This is a genomic window from Myxococcus sp. MISCRS1, assembly GCF_026626605.1.
Lineage (GTDB): Bacteria > Myxococcota > Myxococcia > Myxococcales > Myxococcaceae > Myxococcus > Myxococcus fulvus.
The window spans coordinates 1,384,604-1,401,871 of sequence record NZ_JAPNKB010000001.1 but is presented as its reverse complement, the minus strand read 5'-3'; the positions used below and the strand labels follow the sequence as shown (position 1 = coordinate 1,401,871).

The 17,268-nt window shown below is 69.8% G+C and carries 16 protein-coding genes; 10 read left to right on the top strand and 6 right to left on the bottom strand.

The window, feature by feature from the left end:
- The first annotated feature begins 1 nt into the window (after position 1).
- The 4 genes from plsX (at position 2) to OWM54_RS05345 (ending at position 5,248) form a co-directional block, all read left to right on the top strand.
- Positions 2–1,048: a phosphate acyltransferase PlsX gene (gene plsX, locus OWM54_RS05360; protein ID WP_194869621.1), complete on the top strand. Its 1,047-nt coding sequence runs from the start codon at positions 2–4 to the stop codon at positions 1,046–1,048.
- Complete coding sequence (locus OWM54_RS05355) at positions 1,045–2,094, top strand: phosphatase domain-containing protein (protein WP_046712794.1); 1,050 nt, start codon at positions 1,045–1,047, stop codon at positions 2,092–2,094. The genes plsX and OWM54_RS05355 overlap by 4 nt, the downstream gene beginning before the upstream one ends.
- Before the next feature lie 512 nt (positions 2,095–2,606).
- On the top strand, positions 2,607–4,319 hold the full coding sequence (gene pcnB / locus OWM54_RS05350; protein WP_223746667.1) for a polynucleotide adenylyltransferase PcnB: 1,713 nt from the start codon (positions 2,607–2,609) through the stop codon (positions 4,317–4,319).
- A complete protein-coding gene (locus tag OWM54_RS05345) occupies positions 4,316–5,248 on the top strand; it encodes a DMT family transporter (RefSeq protein WP_267696792.1) in 933 nt (310 codons plus the stop codon). Before pcnB ends, OWM54_RS05345 begins: the two co-directional genes overlap by 4 nt.
- Before the next feature lie 9 nt (positions 5,249–5,257).
- On the opposite strand, the gene dinB is transcribed toward OWM54_RS05345, so the two are convergent.
- Both dinB and OWM54_RS05335 read right to left on the bottom strand, forming a co-directional pair.
- Complete coding sequence (gene dinB, locus OWM54_RS05340; RefSeq protein ID WP_267696791.1) at positions 5,258–6,466, bottom strand: DNA polymerase IV; 1,209 nt, start codon at positions 6,464–6,466, stop codon at positions 5,258–5,260.
- 58 nt (positions 6,467–6,524) lie between these two features.
- Positions 6,525–7,508, bottom strand: a complete 984-nt coding sequence (locus tag OWM54_RS05335; protein WP_267696790.1) for an aldo/keto reductase — start codon at positions 7,506–7,508, stop codon at positions 6,525–6,527.
- Between the two features lie 81 nt (positions 7,509–7,589).
- Here OWM54_RS05335 and OWM54_RS05330 point away from each other — a divergent pair, with 81 nt between their 5' ends.
- Together OWM54_RS05330 and OWM54_RS05325 are read left to right on the top strand one after the other, a co-directional pair.
- Positions 7,590–8,510, top strand: a complete 921-nt coding sequence (locus OWM54_RS05330) for a LysR family transcriptional regulator (RefSeq protein WP_267696789.1) — start codon at positions 7,590–7,592, stop codon at positions 8,508–8,510.
- Positions 8,511–8,574: 64 nt separating this feature from the next.
- A complete protein-coding gene (locus OWM54_RS05325) occupies positions 8,575–9,204 on the top strand; it encodes an HAD hydrolase-like protein (RefSeq protein ID WP_267696788.1) in 630 nt (209 codons plus the stop codon).
- A gap of 58 nt (positions 9,205–9,262) precedes the next feature.
- Here the strand turns inward: OWM54_RS05325 and rpsD are convergent, their stop codons facing one another.
- Positions 9,263–9,895: a 30S ribosomal protein S4 gene (gene rpsD / locus OWM54_RS05320; protein WP_223746673.1), complete on the bottom strand. Its 633-nt coding sequence runs from the start codon at positions 9,893–9,895 to the stop codon at positions 9,263–9,265.
- Between the two features lie 458 nt (positions 9,896–10,353).
- Here rpsD and OWM54_RS05315 point away from each other — a divergent pair, with 458 nt between their 5' ends.
- Complete coding sequence (locus OWM54_RS05315) at positions 10,354–10,956, top strand: hypothetical protein (RefSeq protein ID WP_267696787.1); 603 nt, start codon at positions 10,354–10,356, stop codon at positions 10,954–10,956.
- A 117-nt stretch (positions 10,957–11,073) separates the two neighbouring features.
- Positions 11,074–11,370 carry a hypothetical protein gene (locus OWM54_RS05310; RefSeq protein WP_267696786.1) on the top strand — a complete coding sequence of 99 codons (297 nt, stop codon included), beginning with the start codon at positions 11,074–11,076 and terminating at the stop codon, positions 11,368–11,370.
- 169 nt (positions 11,371–11,539) lie between these two features.
- Here OWM54_RS05310 and OWM54_RS05305 read toward each other — a convergent pair whose 3' ends face one another.
- Positions 11,540–12,547, bottom strand: coding sequence for a terpene synthase family protein (locus OWM54_RS05305; protein WP_267696785.1), 1,008 nt, complete (start codon positions 12,545–12,547; stop codon positions 11,540–11,542).
- A 333-nt stretch (positions 12,548–12,880) separates the two neighbouring features.
- Here OWM54_RS05305 and OWM54_RS05300 point away from each other — a divergent pair, with 333 nt between their 5' ends.
- On the top strand, positions 12,881–13,294 hold the full coding sequence (locus OWM54_RS05300) for a secondary thiamine-phosphate synthase enzyme YjbQ (protein WP_223746677.1): 414 nt from the start codon (positions 12,881–12,883) through the stop codon (positions 13,292–13,294).
- A 147-nt stretch (positions 13,295–13,441) separates the two neighbouring features.
- On the top strand, positions 13,442–15,118 hold the full coding sequence (locus tag OWM54_RS05295) for a serine/threonine-protein kinase (RefSeq protein WP_267696784.1): 1,677 nt from the start codon (positions 13,442–13,444) through the stop codon (positions 15,116–15,118).
- On the opposite strand, the gene OWM54_RS05290 is transcribed toward OWM54_RS05295, so the two are convergent.
- Positions 15,099–16,073: an RluA family pseudouridine synthase gene (locus tag OWM54_RS05290; protein ID WP_141332995.1), complete on the bottom strand. Its 975-nt coding sequence runs from the start codon at positions 16,071–16,073 to the stop codon at positions 15,099–15,101. The genes OWM54_RS05295 and OWM54_RS05290 overlap by 20 nt on opposite strands.
- Entirely contained in the window at positions 16,070–17,197 is a 1,128-nt protein-coding gene (locus tag OWM54_RS05285; RefSeq protein WP_267696783.1) for a serine/threonine-protein kinase, read from the bottom strand. Before OWM54_RS05285 ends, OWM54_RS05290 begins: the two co-directional genes overlap by 4 nt.
- Positions 17,198–17,268: the final 71 nt, after the last annotated feature.

Genomic DNA, 17,268 nt, shown 5'->3' with positions numbered 1-17,268 from the left:
GATGGAGGCCATGGTGGTCAAGCAGCCGCAGCCCGTGACGATTGCCTTCGACGTGATGGGGACGGACCATGGGCCCGCGGAGGTGGTGCGCGGCGCCGCGCAGCTCTCCCTGGACTCACCGCACATCCATGCGTTGCTGGTGGGGGACCGCACCCTCATCGACAACGCGCTCGCGGAGACGAAGCACAACGGCGAGCGCATCTCCGTCCAGCACGCCTCGGACTTCGTGGGCATGGACGAGAAGCCCGGCGAGGCGCTGGCGCGCAAGCCCAACGCCTCGGTGGCGGTGGCGGCCCGGCTCGTCGCCGAGGGCGAGGCGCAGGCGCTGGTGTCCGCGGGCAACACGGGCGCGGGCGTGCTCGCGTGCGCGCGTCACTTCCAGCTCATCCCCGGGGTGCGCCGCGCGGCGCTCGCCACGGTGTACCCCACGCGCTCGGTGCGCGGCGCGAAGGAGGACCCGTTCTCCCTCATCCTCGACGTGGGCGCGACGGTGGAGGCCACCGCGGATGACCTGGTGACGTTCGCCGTCATGGGCTCGAACTACGCGCGCATCATCTCCCGCAACGAGCGGCCCAAGGTGGCGCTCCTGTCCAACGGCGTGGAGCCCCAGAAGGGCCCGCCCCGGGTGGTGGAGGCGCACGCGCGGCTGTCGGAGATGAAGGACATCCACTTCATCGGCAACGTGGAGGGCATCGACATCCCGAAGGGCACCGCGGACGTCATCGTCACGGACGGCTTCGTGGGCAACGTGTGCCTGAAGATGCTGGAGGGCGTGCACGAGACCGTGGTGGAGCTGGCCCAGTACGCCTACAAGGAGAGCCTGCGCTGGCGCGCGGGCCTGGCCATGCTGTCCAGCGGCATCCAGCGCATCAAGGACATCACCGACTGGAACCAGTACGGGGGCGCGCCCATCCTCGGGTTCGACCGCATCTTCATCAAGGCGCACGGGCGCTCCAAGGCGCACGCCATCGCCAACGCGGGCAAGGTGGCCGCCAAGGTGGTGGCCAACAACCTGGGCAACGCCATCCGGGAAGGCCTCCAGAAGTGAGTCTGCCGGACCGTATCGATCCGCGGCCTCCGCGGCGCATCTACCGCTGGGACCTGGACAAGACGTACCTCCAGACCGACTTCGACTCGCTCCGCGACCTGCTGCGCACCGCGTTCCAGAAGGCGCACGAGAAGGTCGCCGTCCCGGGGGCGAGCGCGCTCATCCGCGAGCTGTCGGAGAGCGGCGACTCGCGGCTGTGCATCGTCTCCGGCAGCCCCAAGCAGATGCGCGCGGTGCTGGAGGAGAAGCTCAAGCTGGACGGCGTGCGCTGGGACGAGTTCGTCCTCAAGGACAACGTGGGCAACCTCCTGCGCGGCCGCTTCCGGGCCCTGCGCGGGCAGGTGGGCTACAAGCTGCCGGCGATTCTCGAGAGCCGGGTGAAGGCGCCCGCGGAGGCGGAGGAGGTCCTCTTCGGGGACGACGCGGAGGCGGACGCGTTCATCTACTCGCTCTTCGCGGACCTCATCGCGGGGCGCGTGGACGAGCGGGTGCTGTCCCAGGTGCTGGAGGCGGGCGGGGTGTACCCGGACGACGCGGAGCGGGTGCGCGCGGCGTGGAAGCAGATTCCGGTGGCGGACCCGGTGCGGCGCATCTTCATCCACCTGGACAAGCTGACGCCGCCCGCGCACTTCACGCCCTACGGGCCGCGCGTGGTGCCCATCTTCAACTACTTCCAGGCGGCCCTGGTGCTGCTGGCGGACGGCCACCTGTCCGCGCCCCAGGTGCTGAAGATCGCCGTGGAGATGGTGCAGACGGCCGGGCACAACATCATCACCCTCTCCAACTCCTTCCAGGACCTCTTGCGCCGGGGCCTGCCGCTGCAGCAGGCGGCGGTGGCGCTGTCCCAGGCGCTGGAGGGGCCCAACAAGCTCCTGGCCGCCATGCGTCCGATGCCGGACATCCTGTCCGCCTTCAGCAAGCGGCTGGCCGCCCTGGGGACCCCGCCGCCCCCGCCGCCGGTGCAGGCGGTGGACTACGTGTCCCTCATCCACCACGCGCTGCCCCGCAACCACAAGGGGCGCACCCGGCCCTCACCTGGTGGGTAGGGCCGCCCGGGTCGCCCGCCCGCCCTCTGTCCAGGGGGCCGGGCGCCCGGTGCTTGGGACGTTTCCAGAACGTTTCGGTCCGTACCAGTGTTGATACCCAGGCAGAGTCCGTGGGCGGGCCTCGGGCCGGGGGCCGGTGTCCGGCTCCCAGGTCGATACTCGTGGCGGACCTTATTGACGGCCTGGAGCGAACTGGAACCGGATGTCCTTCGACGCTGCTTCGAATGCGCGGATGAGCCCCTTCTCGCCGGACGAGCGGAGGGTGGGGCACTGTCACTCCACCTGCCCGGTGGGCTCGCTGAAAGGGCGCTACTCCCTCCCGGGGCGGATGCGCTATAGACGGCTGCCCCTGAAGCGCCCCATGCGGGGTGTCCAAGGCGATGACGCGAGTTTTGACTGAACCGCCGCCTGCCGGCGGTCCACTGCCACCTGCGCCCGATTTTGACGCGCGCGAGGTTGCCTCCTTCGAGGCGGCAGTGGGCTCCAGGCGCGGCGACCAAGAGGTTTCCTACATGTCTTCCAATCTGGAGCTGACGGCGGCCCCCTCGGAACAGGCGACCGCCCCCGAGAACGAGGCCACTGCTTCAGCCCCTTCCGAGGTCGAGTCCCCATCCCCCCTGCTGGCCCAGTCGGCCCCCACCGCCCGCGCGCCGGAGCCCCCGTCGGAGGACGAGGCGGACGACGACGAGGATGACGACGACGAGGCGGACGCGCTCGACGACACGGGCCTGGGCGCCGTCGAGGAGGTGCTCGCCGCCGCCGAGGCGCAGGACGCGGCCGAGGCCGCCGCCGACGAAGAGGTGGAGCAGGTGCCCACCGTGCTCGAGCCCGAGCCCGAGCCGACCCCCTACGAGCGCGAGCTGCACGCGCCCCACGTGCGCTCCACCGGCGAGCCGGCGGAGATCGACCCGGACGAACTGGACCCGGACGCGCTCAAGGTGGTGCTGCGGCTGCATCAGCACGGGCACCAGGCGTACCTGGTGGGCGGCTGCGTGCGCGATCTGCTCCTGGGCCGCAAGCCCAAGGACTTCGACGTGGCCACCAGCGCGCACCCGAACGAGGTGCGCGCCATCTTCCGCAACTGCCGGCTCATCGGCCGGCGCTTCCGGCTGGCGCACGTCTACTTCAAGGGTGGGAAGATCATCGAGGTCTCCACCTTCCGCGCGAACCCCACGGAGCTGGAGGCCGCCTCGCCGGCCGCGCCGGAGGACGAGGGCGACAACGGCGGGGATGACCTGCTCATCACCCACGACAACGTCTTCGGCACCGCGCAGCAGGACGCGCGCCGCCGTGACTTCACCATCAACGGCCTGTTCTACGACGTGAGCGAGGGGCGGGTCATCGACTACGTCCGCGGCCGGCGTGATTTGGACGAGCGCTTCATCCGCACCATCGGCGACCCCGAGGTGCGCATGCGCGAGGACCCGGTGCGAATCCTCCGCGCCGTGCGCTTCGCGGCGAAGCTGGACCTGGACATCGAGTCGCGCACGTACGCGGCGATGGAGGGCGCGGTGGAGGACCTGCCGCGCTGCGCGCCCGCGCGCCTGTTGGAGGAGACCTTCCGCCTCATCCGCGGCGGGGTGTCCGCGCCCGCGCTCAAGCTGCTGGACGCGCTCGACGCGCTGAAGCTGCTGTTGCCGCCCGTCAACGCGTACCTCAAGCAGCACGGCAAGGAGGGCGAGAAGACCTTCTACGCCTTCGCCCAGGCGCTGGACCGCCGGGTGGCCGCGGGCGAGCCGCTCGACGACGCCATCCTCCTGGCCGCGCTGCTGGTGCCCATCAGCCACTCCGGGCCTCCGGCCGAGCCGCAGGATGGGGGCCGTCCGTCGGTGTCGCAGGTGGTGGAGGAGCTGCTCGCGGGCTTCGTGCAGTCGGCCCGGCTGCCGCGCCGCATCGCCGAGCGCTGCCGCATGCTGCTGCTCGCCCAGCGCACGCTGTCGGGGGAGCGCCGTCGCAAGAGCGCGGCCTTCCGTCGGCACCCGCTGTTCGGTGAGGCGCTCACCGTGTTCGAGATGTCGGTGGAGGCCACTGGCGAGGGCCGTGAGCAGCTGGAGGCGTGGAAGGCCGGCGAGGTGCCGCCGCCGCGCGCCGAGTCCTCGGAGGGCGAGGGTGGCTCGGAGCCTGGTGGTCAGCGCAAGCGCCGCCGCCGTCGTCGTCGCCGTCGTTCCTCCGGTGAAGGGGCCGCCTCGGCGGGTTCTTCCGGCTCGGGCGCCGGCGAGGCGTGAGCATCCAGGCGCCGCGCGCGGACGTGTCCCGTGCGCGCGTCTACGGCGGGTTGGTGCTGGGCGTCGTGGCCGTGTCCTGGGCCGCGCCGCTCATCCGCTTCGCCGAGGCCCCGTCGCTGGCCATCTCCGCGTGGCGCCTCACCTTCGCCGCGGCGCCGCTCCTGGCGCTGGCGTTGGTGCGAGGGCGCTCGGAGCTGGCGTCCTTCTCCGTGCGCACGTGGGTCTGGCTCCTGGTGTCGGGGCTCGCGCTGGCGCTGCACTTCGCGACGTGGATTGCGTCGCTCCAGTACACCACCGTGGCCAGCTCCGTGTCGCTCGTCACCACGCAGCCGGTGTGGGTGACGCTGTTCGCGTGGCTCGCGCTGTCGGAGCGCGTGGGCTCGCGGGGCGTGGCGGCGCTGGTGCTGTGCCTGTCGGGCAGCGTGCTCATCGGCGCGCGGGACTTCGCGGCCGGCGGCACGGCGCTGTGGGGGGATTTGCTCGCCGTGGCCGGGGCCATCCTGGCGGCGGTGTACTTCGTCGTGGGCCGCCGCGTGCGCGAGTCCATGTCGCTGGGCACGTACGTGGGCGTCGTCTACGCGGTGGCGGCGGCGGCGCTGATGCTGGCGCACGGCTTCGTCGACTCGCCGCTGACGGGCTTCTCGTCGCGCACGTGGTGGGTGTTGCTGGGGCTGGCGCTGGTGCCGCAGCTCATCGGCCACTCGCTGCTCAACGCCTCCGTGCGCCACCTGTCCGCGCCCTTCGTGGCGGTGGCGTCGCTGGGGGAGCCCGTGCTGTCCACACTGTGGGCGGTGCCGCTGCTCGGCGAGACGCCGGACTGGGTGCAGCTCGTGGGGGGAGGGCTCGCGCTGGTGGGCGTGCTGGTGATGTCGCGGGACGAGGCCGCGCGGCAGCCGCCTCCGCCCGACATGGTGCCCGCGGCGGACTGAGGCGAGGCTTCAGCGCTTCGGGGGCGCCTTGTCCACGGGGCGCTCGGAGCGGTGCGCGTCGTCGCTGGGGGCGTCGCTGCCCGCGATGTCCGCCGTCGTAATCGCCTTGCTGCCGAAGCGGTCGGCGATGCGGTCCAGCGCGGCGTTGAGCCTGGCCGTGCGCGGCGGCGCGGCCGGGAAGAGGCCCAGCTGCGGTGGGGCCTCGTCGAGCTGCACGCTCACCCCGGTGAGGCGGATGGGCTTGCCCTCGTGCGCGCGCTCCAGCAGCTCCAGCGCCGCGCGGTAGAGCGTCTGCCCATCATCCGTCACCTCGCGCAGCGTGGTGCGGCGGGTGAGCAGGGTGAAGTCGGACAGCTTCAGCTTGAGCTGCACCACGCGCCCCTGCACGCCCGCGCGCCTCAGCCGCCGCGCCACCCGCAGGGCCTGCGCGTGGATGTGTGGCTTCAAGGCCTCCACGCCGACGAGGTCCTCCTCGAAGGTGTCCTCGGCGCCCACGCTCTTGGCGGCGCGGTCCGGCACGACGTCGCGCGCGTCGATGCCCTGGGCCAGCTCCCACAGGTGCCGGCCGCTGGTGCCCAGCCGCTGCTCCAGCCAGGCCACGTCCTTCGTGGACACGTCGCCGATGGTCTTCAGCCCCGCGCGCTGGAGCGCCTCCTCCGTCTTGGGCCCCACGCCCCACAGCCGCGACACCGGCAGCCCCGCGAGGAAGGCCACCGTCTCCTCGGCGCGCACCTCCCGCTGGCCGTTGGGCTTGGCCAGGTCGGAGGCGATCTTCGCCACGAACTTCACCGTGGCGATGCCCGCGGAGGAGGGCAGCTGGAGCTCGTCCGCGATGTCCTTGCGGATGCGCCGCGCGATGTCCGAGGGCGCGCCGAACAGGCCCACCGAGGCGGTGACGTCCAGGAAGGCCTCGTCCAGCGACAAGGGCTCGATGAGCGGCGTGTAGCGCTCGAAGATGGCGAAGACCTGCTCGCTGGCCTCCGCGTACGCGGGGAAGCGAGGCTTCACCACGATGGCGTGCGGCGCGGCCTTCACCGCGCGGGCCATGGGCATGGCGCTGCGCACGCCGAAGGGCCTGACTTCGTAGGACGCGGCGACGACGACGCCCCGCTGCGCATGCCCGCCCACGATGAGCGGTTTGCCCTTCAGGGCCGGGTTGTCCCGCTGCTCCACGGACGCATAGAAAGCGTCCATGTCCACGTGGATGATGGCTCTCATTGCAGGAGCCACTCTACCGGCTCTGTCTGACGTTTCCGGACTCGTAGGACGCTCCAGGTCAGGGGCGCTCGCTGTCGAGCATGTGCATCTGCTCGGCCCCATACCGCTCGCCGGTGAAAGCCACCAGAGACTCGAGGGCGGAGACGTCCTCACGGGACAGCGGACGTGCCAGGGCGGCGAGCGCGTCCTCGAGCTGGGAGACGCGCCGGGCGCCGATGATGGGGACGAAGCCGGGCTGACGCGCGAGCACCCAGGCGATGGCGAGCTGTGCGGGCGACAGGCCCCGCTCCTGGGCGAAGCGATGCAGCGCCTGCACCGAGGCCTCGTTCGTGGCGCGGTGCTCGCCGCTGAAGCGGGGCAGGTGCGCGCGGAAGTCCCCCGCGCCGGTGGGCTTGCTGCCGGTGAGCAGGCCGCGCGAGAGGACGCCGTAGAGCGTGGCGCCCACGCCCAGCTCCCTGAGCGCGGGGAAGAGGCTCGTCTCCGGGCCCCGGCTGGCGAGGGAGTATTCCAACTGCACGTCGACGATGGGATGCACGCGCTGGGCGCGCCGCACCGTCTCCGCGCCGACCTCCGACAGGGCGATGTGCCGCACGTAGCCGGCCTTCACCAGCTCGGCGATGGCGCCGACGGTCTCCTCGATGGGGACGTTCGGGTCCAGGCGGGCGGGCCGGTAGATGTCGATGACGTCCACGCCCAGGCGCTTGAGTGAGTAGGCGGCGAAGTTCTTCACGGCCGCGGGGCGCAGGTCCATGCCGCCCCAGCTGCCGTCCGGTCCGCGCATCGCGCCGAACTTGACCGACAGCTGCACCTTCTCGCGGCGTCCGGCGATGGCGCGACCCACGAGCAGCTCGTTGTGGCCCATGCCGTAGAAGTCCCCGGTGTCGAGCAGCGTCACGCCGCGCTCCAGGGCCGCGTGGATGGTGCGGAGGCTCTCCGCTTCATCCGCCGCTCCGTACATCCCGGACATGCCCATGCAGCCCAGTCCGAGCCGGAAGACCTCCGGTCCCGTGCTCCCCAGCTTCACCGTGTGCTTCGTGTCCATGTGCGCCTCCTGGTTCGTTGCGACACGGCAAAGGTGAGGCATCGCCATGATTGAATCCAATCAATAGGATGGATTCCTCACATGAACGCCCTCTATGAGAAGTCGCTCGACCTCAACCTTCTCCGAGTCTTCGTCGTGGTGGCGGAGGCGGGCAGTGTCACGGCGGCGGCCGCTCGGCTGTACCTCACCCAGCCGGCGGTGAGCGCGGCGCTCCGGCGGCTGACGGAGGCCGTGGGAGCTCCCTTGTTCGTGCGCAGCGGACGGGGACTGGCGTTGAGCGCGCGGGGCCGGAAGCTGCTCGCCACGGCGAGGCCCCACCTGGAGGCGCTGGTGGAGGCGGCCTTATCCCCGGCGGCGTTCGACCCCGGCACGAGCGAGCGCACCGTGCGCCTGGGGCTCTCCGACGCGAGCGAGGCGTGGCTGCTCCCCCGGCTGCTGGCGGTCCTCGCGCGCGAGGCGCCGAGGATGCGGCTGGTGGTGCTGCCCGCGCAGTTCCGGAACGTGGGGGCGCTGTTGAGCACGTCCGCGGTGGACGTGGCGATGACGGTGGCGGACGAGCTGCCGCCGAACATCTGCAGGCTGAAGCTCTTCCACGAGGGCTTCGTCTGTCTCTACGACCCACGCCACGCGCGGCCCGGCAAGCGCTTCACGCTGGAGCGCTACCTGGAGCACGAGCACGTCATCGTCTCGTACAACGGCGACTTGCGCGGCGTGGTGGAGGACGCGCTGGGACTCCAGCGCAAGGTGCGCGTGTCGATTCCCTCGTTCCACGGGGTGGGGGAGCTGGTGGAGGGGAGCGCGCTGCTGGCCACGGTGCCGGGGAGGGTGGCGCGCCAGGTGGTGGCGTTGCGCCCGGCGCTGCGGACGGTGAAGCTTCCCTTCGCGGTGGAGGGCTCGCCCCTGGAGCTGTTCTGGCGCGTCACGTCCGAGGACGACGAGGCCCTGCGCTTCATCCGCGAACACGTGGTCCGGATTGCCCGGAGCCAGGGGCCCTCGACCTGAGCGGTTCTGCTATGACTTCGCGTCGCTCCCCGGTGGACCCCCGCCCACCGACGGAGCGCCCCGCATGACGCCCTTTCGACTGGTCATCTTCGACTTCGACGGCACCCTGGCGGACTCGCTGCCGTGGTTCCGCTCCATCTTGAACGACGTGGCCGACCGCTTCGGGTTCAAGCGCCTGTCGCCCGAGGAGCTGGAGGCGCTCCGGGGGCTGTCCGGCCACGACATCCTGGCGAAGGCGAAGGTGCCCCTGTGGCGGCTGCCCTCCATCGTCAGCCACATGCGCAAGGAGAAGCTGGCGGCCGCGTCGTCGACGCCGCTGTTCCCCGGGGTGCCGGAGCTGCTCGCGGACCTGAAGGCCGCGGGCGTCACGGTGGCCATCATCAGCTCCGACAGCGAGGCCTCCGTGCGCGCGGTGCTGGGGGAGTGCACCCGGGCCGTGGCGCACTTCGACTGTGGCGCCGCCCTCTTCGGGAAGGCCGCCAAGTTCCGTCGCATGGTGAAGCGCGTGAAGGTCAGCCCCGGGGAGGTCCTCTCCGTGGGCGACGAGATTCGCGACCTCGACGCGGCCCGGGAGGCGGGCATCCCCGCGGCGGCGGTGGCGTGGGGCTACACGCTGCCGGAGGCGCTGGCCCGGCACTCGCCGGACCGGCTGTTCCGCACCCTGGACGAGCTGCGCGCCGCGCTCCTGGGCTGAAACACACGGGCGGAGGGGCGGCCCGCGGGGCCCGCCCTCCGCTCGGGGATTGCGCCGGTCAGCTGCGCTGCGCGTAGAACTCGACGATGAACGGCTCGTTCACGTCGACGGGGATCTCCTCGCGCTCGGGCAGGCGCACGTAGCGCACGCCCTCGCCGTCGCCGAGCACCTGCACGTAGGGCGGCACGTTGCGGCCCTTCATGCGCTCGAACGACTCCCGGACGATGGCCAGCTTCAGGTGCGCGGCGTGGTACTTCACCTCGCTGCCCGGCTTGACGCGGAAGCTGGGGATGTCCGTCGCGGCGCCGTTGACCTGGAAGTAGCCGTGGCGCACGAACTGGCGCGCCTGGCGGATGCTGGTGGCCAGCCCCGCGCGCAGGATGAGCGAGTCCAGCCGGCTCTCGAGCAACTGCAGCAGCACCGTGCCCGTGTTGCCGGGCGAGCGGCGCGCCTCCATGAACGCGCGCCGGCACTGCTTCTCCAGGAGGCCGTAGTAGAGCTTCAGCTTCTGCTTCTCACGCAGGCGGCGCGCGAAGTCGCTGTTGCCCATGCGCGCCGTGGCGCCGTGCTGGCCGGGCGGGTAGGGCCTGCGCAGCACCGGGTCCTTGTCCGGATCCTTCGCGGTGATTCGCGACAGGGGAATCCCCAGTCGCCGGCACATCTTGCCCCTTGGTCCCAAGTCACGCGCCACGTCGTGTCCTCCACGTCCGGCCCGATGCTGTCAGGCTCAGTTGATTTTGATAATCAGTATCGATATCAAGATCAGTATCGTGAAACCGGTCCGTGGGTCAAGGGGGGGCGTGGACTCCGTGTGTGGGGCGCTTCGCGGAGGATGTGGAGGGGAGGGCGTGCGGCGTGGGGCGTGGCGGGTTGGGCGGTGGTGCCGGCGGATTCGCCGAGGTTGGCGGGTGGCGCCGTGGTTGCGGTTGACCCGGTCTTGATGCGGGCTGCCGCGAGATGTGTCTGCCTTTGTAGAGGTTTTCGAGGACAGCGGACGGGTGGTCCGTCGAGACACCGTGTCTTGCGATTTGCGTGGGTTGGTCATTCTTGACGCGGGTGTGTCGGAACGGGTTACAGCGGCCTGTGTTGTGAGGGGTTGCGGGAAGGGCATAGAGTCGCGGTCCTCCCTTTCCCGGAGAGACTCAAGAAATGACTGTCTTCAAGAAGCTTGTCTGGGCTTGCGCCGCCGTGTCCCTGTCCGCCTGTGGTGGTCCCGAGCAGTCCTCGCCCGAGGAGTCGTTGGGCGCGCGTGAGGACGCGCTGACGACCAGCTCCTTCGGGGGCTGTAGCTTCACCATCTCCTCGGCGGTGATTCCCGGGGAGCTGCCTCCGCGCTACGCCATCACCCTGACGCGCGCCGCGTCCGGCACGTGTCCCTACGCGGCGGGCAGCGTGGAGCTGGGTCGCTCCTACAACACGCCGCACATCGCCGTGCTGGGCACGGGCGTGGGGCTGGCGACGGCCTACTCGACGAAGGGCTCCCCGAGCGGCAGTGCCAACACGCAGTGCCGCGTCAATCACATCGACGTGGCGACGCTCGGGAAGGTGCGCGACGACACCATCGTGGTGAACTTCGGCGCGGGCAACGTCAATGTCTGCAACCTGGACAAGACGGACGCCGGCGCCACGCTGGTGGTCTACGGGACGAAGACGGGCCCGCTCCCGGGGGAGACGGGCAGCGGCAGCAACTACGTGGCCACGTACTACAACTATTTCACCAGCACGACGCCGCCCGTCTACTACGCCTACTGACGCAGGAGGTGGGCCCGCGGGGTGTCTGGCTCCGTGGGCCCACATGGGCAGGGCGCACTCTGGGTGTGTTAGGGTGGAGAGGCCGTACCCCCCGAAAAACAGTCCCTGGAGGCACGAATGCAGGCTGGAAGGTTCGTCAGCGGTGCGTTGCTTGTGGTGGGGTTGATGCTGGCGGGTTGTGGTGGCCCCTCGGAGGAAGCTGTCGGGGAGCAGGAGTCCACGTCACGTGAGGGCCTGGTTCCCGACTGCAGCATCACGTCGGCGGGGACCGTCTATTACACCTCCTCGACGCGCTTGCGCATCGTGGGCTACCGGGGATGCGGTTGTGGCTCCTGGACGAGCTGGGGCACGACCTCGACCTACTCCCAGTCCACGAATGCCTGCATCCCGCCGGTCAGCATCCCGGAAGACTGAGGAGGCGCGTGTGAGTCGAAGGCGGTCCGTCCGGTGATTCCTGGGCGGGCCGTTGTCGTGTTGCTCAACCCGAAGCCTGTTGGAGAGTCGAATGAAGGCGAGCGTCATCTGGGGTAGGCTGTTGCCCGATACGCTCGTGTTCGATTGTCTCTGAGCCTGTAGCGGCGTGTCAGCGGGCCGCGAGCAGGACGCCGTTGTCGTCGGGGTCCTGCTCCGCGTGGTGCAATGAATAGCGCTGGGTGTCGACGTCCGCCCATTCGTTGTAGCCGTGGAGCCAATCGCGCAAGCCGGAGATGAAGCCCTGGAGTTGTCTGCTCGCCCCTTGCTCCAGCTGGTTTGCCCGCTGTTGGAACAGAAGCATTTCCTCGCGGACCTTTCGGGCGGTGAAGTCGACGCCCTCCTGGAGCGTATGTCCTCGGGCAACGTGGAGGCTGACCATGTTCCGCACCTGGCTTGGGTGCAGCGCCTCCACTGCCATGCTGTGGATGTCATTGTTCCAGATGACGATGTTGATGGTGTGGTGGATGAGTCGCTGGACGCCGAACTGATGGTACTCGGCGGCGGAGACCTTCCCGGCGTTCGCCGCATCGCACAAGGCGAGGCAGGGCAACACGCCGCCGACGTATCGGCGGAGCGCCTCATAAGAGCGTTGGGCCAAGGGCTCCTTCATGATGTTGCATAGAATCTGGAGTCCTGCGGCGGAGCCCCACAGCCGAATCCCGTGAGCGAAGCGCTCGAAGTGCTCTGGGTCGAGCCGTGCTCGCATCCGCTGGCAGATACCCAGGAACGCCATCTCTCCGAAGCGAGGTGTCGCGGACGCGTGGTCGAAATCGATGATGTCCAGAATCGCCGTGAGATTGGGGAGTGTCTCCTGAGCGACGGCGTCCACCCTGTCCACGAAGAGGTCGTCCACGATGAAGTACCAAAGGACGAAGTCCGTGAGGAGTTGCACCAGCTCGCGGTCCGCATGCGGATAGCAGCGGGCCATGAGCCAGCCGTACTTCCCCCGGGCGTGCCGGGCCAGCTGTATCTCGGAGATGATGAGCCCCTGCGTCTGTGCCCAGCGCAGCGCCTCCTGATCAACGGCCTCGGCGAATGGCGCGCACGCGCCAGACCACGGAAAGGTGAAGGTGGGGTACTGGATGTGCTCCAGTTGAGCGGCGAGGTTCTCGTTCACGGTGTTCATCCTTTCGCACGTGACGTGCCGTCGCGGGGCCTCGTGAGTTCGTGCAGGACGGACGGACTGTTGGAATCCCGCTTCGCAGACCCTGCTTGCCCTCCAGGCCGCTTCAGCGACCCATTCGCAGGGACGCGGAAGGGGCGCGCGTGCGTTCCTGGAAAAGGGAGGGTTTGAGGCGGGGTGTCGTCAGTATGAGGATGGTTTGAATGATTCGCAATGTGTTGCATGCTTCTCGGGCGGAGCGAGGAGGCTGCGGGGAAGTCTGCTTCGTGCTGCGGGCCGGGGTGCTCCCCGCAGCGAGGCCTGGGGGGCTCGGCTATCGTGTGGCGCATGAAGACCCTGACCGAGTACCTCTGGTTCGAGACGAAGCAGCGCCGGGAGCTGGTGCGCCTGACGGACACCGTGGCCTCGCTGGTGCGCAAGAGCGGCATCCAGGAGGGAATGGTGCTGGTCTCCGCCATGCACATCACGGCGGGAGTCTTCGTCAACGACGACGAGTCCGGACTGCACGAGGACATCTGGGAGTGGCTCCAGAAGCTCGCGCCCTTCGGACCGGATTATCGCCACCACGGGACGGGCGAGGACAATGGTGACGCGCACCTCAAGTCGATGCTCGTCCACCACCAGGTCATCATCCCCGTCACCGCGGGCAAGCTGGACCTGGGCCCGTGGCAGCAGGTCTTCTACGCGGAGTTCGATGGACAGCGGCGCAAGCGCGTCATCGTCAAGGTGATGGGCGAGTAGTGGGGGGTGGGCCTGGTTGTCGCGCATCCGGTCGCGCAGCCCGGAGAAGATGCCTCTTGGCGCGCGGCTCCCGCGAGTCTCCGTTCTGAGCTGTATTCCATTGCGGGGACTGGGAGGACGCGCGCTCAACGACTACATTGCCTTCCCATGGACTCCGTGACTGCCAAGGCGTTGGGGCGCTACACGTTGGTGTCGAGATTGGGCAAGGGCGGCATGGCGGAGACGTGGCGTGCGCGTCTGGTGGGCGAGGCCGGCGTGACGAAGTCGGTGCTCATCAAGAAGGTGCTGCCCGAATACGCGCAGGATGAGGGTTTCCTCCAGATGTTCATCAGCGAGGCGCGCATCTCCGCCTCGCTCTCTCATGGCAACATCGCCCAGGTCTTCGACTTCGGTCAGGCGGACGGCGAGCACTTCCTGGCGATGGAGTTGGTGGATGGTCAGCCCCTCGACCGGATCCTCAAGCGTTCGCATCAGCCGGGACTGGCGTCCATCCCCATCGCCCAGGCTGTCTTCATCACGCTGGAGGTCTGTCGGGGGCTGCATTACGCGCACACCCGTGTGGACAATCGCGGCGTCAGCCTGGACCTGGTGCACCGCGACATCTCTCCCGAGAACATCCTGGTCAGCTACGAAGGGCAGGTGAAGATCGTCGACTTCGGTATCGCCAAGGCGCGGGAGCTGAGAGGCTTCAACACGGAGCCCGGCGTCGTGAAGGGCAAGTACCTCTTCTTCTCCCCGGAACAGGCGCGCGGAGAGGAGGTCGACGCTCGCACGGATGTCTGGGCGACCGGAGTCGTGCTCTATCAATTGCTGTGCGGTCGGCTTCCGCTCGAAGGGCCCTCGTACGTCGTCATGCACCAGCTCCAGGAGGGCCGGTTCCCGTCGCCGCGCTCTCTGCGGCCGGAGCTGCCAGTCGAGTTGGAGGAGATCCTCCAGAAGGCCCTCGCGGTGCATCGTGAGGAGCGCTTCGAGTCAGCGCACGCCTTCGCGGAAGCGCTCTCCGGCTTTCTCTATGCCACCACACCTCGCTTCTCCCCGATGTCCGTGGCGTGGCTCGTCCAGACGCTGTTCGCACGGGAGTTGCGTGAGGAGGGGCGCCCGCCCCAGGTTCCCGCCGCATTCAGCGAAGCGCTGGCCCGCCCCACATCTCCGCGAGCCATCAACACCGCGCCGGAGGCCTTGATGGAGACGGGGGCATCCACCCAGGCTCCTCGGGGTGTCCGACGTCTGTCGGGCATCGGGCTCGGCGCGGCCTGTCTGCTCCTGGGAGGGCTCGGGTTCGCGGTCTGGCGTCTGTCCGAACGAGCGCCAGCGTCCATGCCGGTGACTCCGACGGCGCCCATTCGCGTCGTGGAGGCTCGTCCTGTGAAGCCCCGGGCCACGGAGGCCCCCGTCGCGGAGGCGCCCGCGGTGCCGCTCCCCGCGGTCGCCCAGGCTTCCGTGGACTCGGAGGGCGAATACGCCAACCTCATCAAGCAGGCGAAGAGCGCCACGGTGGGCAATCGCTTCAAGTCCGCGGCCGCGAGCTACCGCAAGGCGCTGGGCCTCAAGCCCGACTCCACGGAGGCCAAGGCCGGACTGGGAATCGCCCTGACGAACGGCTTCGAGTCCGAGTCCGCCTTCCGCGAGGCCACGAAGCTGCTGGCGGACGTGGTCCGGAACGACGAGAAGAACGCCCGAGCCTGGCTGTCGCTCGGCATGGCGTACCAGTCCATCGGCAAGAACTCCGAGGCGGCACGGGCCTACAACCAGTACTTGAAGCTGGAGCCCTCCGGGGCCTCCGCCAATGAAGTCAGGGCGATGCTCAAGTCGCTGGGGAACTGACGCTCGCGTCGCCGTGCTCGCCACGCGGCAGCGGCAATCCCAGCCGCTCCAGCTCCGCGCGCAGCTCCGGGGGCAGGGGACTGGTCACATGCAGGGGCTTCTTCGTCACCGGATGCGACAGCCCCAGCGCCCGCGCGTGCAGGAAGAAGCGCCCCAGCTCCGGCGCCTCGCGCCCGCCATACAGCGTGTCCCCGACGATGGGCGCGCCGATGCCCGCCAGATGCGCGCGCACCTGGTGCAGCACGCCCGTGAGGATGCGCACCTCCACCACGCTGTGCTCTCCGGCGCGCGACAGCACTCGGAAGCGAGACACCGCCTCGCGCGCGTCCTCGGCACCGTACGGCGCGGGCTCCACCCGGTCCGGATGGCGCGGGTGGTGACGCAGCGGCAGCTCGATGTCGCCCTCGTCCACCAGCGGCCCCGTCACCAGCGCCAGATAGCGCTTGTCCACCGCGCGCTCACCAAACGCCTCGCGCACCGTGTTCCAGGCCGCTCTCGTGCGCGCCGCCACCACCACGCCCGACGTCTCCACGTCCAGCCGGTGGCACAGCCCGCCCTCGCGCGGGTCCACCGACGCCTGCGCGCACTCGGGGTAGCGCGCCACGAGCGCGTTGGCCACCGTGCCCGTCTCCCCCGACTGCAGCGGGTGCGAGGGCCGGCCCGCGGGCTTGTCCACGAACACCAGCTCCGCGTCCTCGTGCAGCACCGTGAGCGGGAAGTCCTGGTCCGGCACCGCCTCGCGCGTCTCCTCCTCGAGGACGACGGCCACGGCCTGGCCCTCCACCAACGTCAGGCCCTTCTTCGCCGCGCGGCCGTTCACCTTCACCGCGCCGGACTCGAAGAGTCGCTTGAGGCGGGCACGCGACAGGCTCAGCGCCTCGCCCACGAAGAGGTCCACGCGCTGGCCCGCCTTGTCGGCGGCCACCGTGAAGGTGTGAAGCTGGGAGGTGCTCACTCGGAAAGTGCCTCGTAGACTTCCTCGGCCGTCTGGAACCGGTCGTCCGGCTCCTTGCGGATGAGGCGGTGGGCCACCCGCGCGAACTGCGGGTCCCCATGAAGGTTCAACGCCAATACGGGCGGAGGCTCCGTCTCCAACACCTGCCGCCACAACTCGTGCGGCGTCTTCGCGTCGAAGGGGGGCCGCCCGCTCAGCAGCTCATAGAGGATGACGCCCAGGCTGTACAGGTCCGAGCGTCCATCCAGCGGCTCTCCGAGAATCTGCTCCGGCGCCATGTAGCGGTACGTGCCCACCATCTTGCCGGCCTCTGTAATCGCCACGTCGTCCGCGAGGAACTTCGCCAGGCCGAAGTCCATCAGCCGCACCTGCCGGTCCTCGTCCACCATGACGTTGGAGGGCTTGAGGTCGCGGTGCACCAGGCCGTGCCCGTGGATGTACGCCAGCGCCTCGCACAGCTGGAGCATGGTGTCCTTCAGCCGCCCCATGCGCTCGGGCCGGTTGAGGTCCTCCACGCGCGGCGCCCGGGCGTCGTCCGCGGGCTTGCGGGGCGCGGGGGCGGGCACGTCAAACCCCTCCAGCGAGTCGTCCGAGTCCAGCGCGTCCTGGTTGTCCTCCGCGCCGTAGCTGCGCAGCTCCTCGCTCGGGGGCTCCTCGTTGAAGGCGTCCATGCTGAACAGGCCCTCGTGCCCCGAGCGCGAGTCCCCCGGCAGGTCCAGGTCCGAGTCGCTGCCCACCCCGAAGTCGTCGTCCGCCGTGCGCCGCACGGACAACAGGCTCCGGGGCGCGCTGGAGCTGCTGGGCGACAAGAGGTCGTCCCCGCGAATCTCCAGGTAGTGGCGCAGCGTGAGCCCCTCGATGAGCTCCATGGCCAGGTAGGGCCAGCCCTGGTGGACCCCCGCCTCGAAGACCTTCACCACGTTGGGGTGGGACAGGTCCGCCAGCGTCTCGAATTCGCGCGCGAGCCGCCGCGCCGCGCGCTCGTCCAGCGTCGGGCCGGCCGAGAGCAGCTTCAGGGCGACTTCGTCGTTGCTGCGGCGGTCCAGGGCCCGGTACACGGTGCCAGCCCCGCCGCTGCCGAGCGTCTCCAGGACGCGGTAGGGACCGATGAGCTTCGGGGGCATGCGTGGCGCGGATCCTACGGAGCCGGTCGCGCCAGGGCAAACTCGTTGACGCTCGGCTGCATGGTCCTGGG

Bases quoted from the DNA above. Each gene is read 5' to 3' on its own strand.
- plsX (WP_194869621.1), top strand. From the start codon at position 2: ATGGAGGCCATGGTGGTCAAGCAGCCGCAGCCCGTGACGATTGCCTTC.
- pcnB (WP_223746667.1), top strand. From the start codon at position 2,607: ATGTCTTCCAATCTGGAGCTGACGGCGGCCCCCTCGGAACAGGCGACC.
- dinB (WP_267696791.1), bottom strand. From the start codon at position 6,466: ATGAGAGCCATCATCCACGTGGACATGGACGCTTTCTATGCGTCCGTG.
- OWM54_RS05335 (WP_267696790.1), bottom strand. From the start codon at position 7,508: ATGGACACGAAGCACACGGTGAAGCTGGGGAGCACGGGACCGGAGGTC.
- OWM54_RS05330 (WP_267696789.1), top strand. From the start codon at position 7,590: ATGAACGCCCTCTATGAGAAGTCGCTCGACCTCAACCTTCTCCGAGTC.
- OWM54_RS05325 (WP_267696788.1), top strand. From the start codon at position 8,575: ATGACGCCCTTTCGACTGGTCATCTTCGACTTCGACGGCACCCTGGCG.
- OWM54_RS05315 (WP_267696787.1), top strand. From the start codon at position 10,354: ATGACTGTCTTCAAGAAGCTTGTCTGGGCTTGCGCCGCCGTGTCCCTG.
- OWM54_RS05310 (WP_267696786.1), top strand. From the start codon at position 11,074: ATGCAGGCTGGAAGGTTCGTCAGCGGTGCGTTGCTTGTGGTGGGGTTG.
- OWM54_RS05300 (WP_223746677.1), top strand. From the start codon at position 12,881: ATGAAGACCCTGACCGAGTACCTCTGGTTCGAGACGAAGCAGCGCCGG.
- OWM54_RS05295 (WP_267696784.1), top strand. From the start codon at position 13,442: ATGGACTCCGTGACTGCCAAGGCGTTGGGGCGCTACACGTTGGTGTCG.
- OWM54_RS05285 (WP_267696783.1), bottom strand. From the start codon at position 17,197: ATGCCCCCGAAGCTCATCGGTCCCTACCGCGTCCTGGAGACGCTCGGC.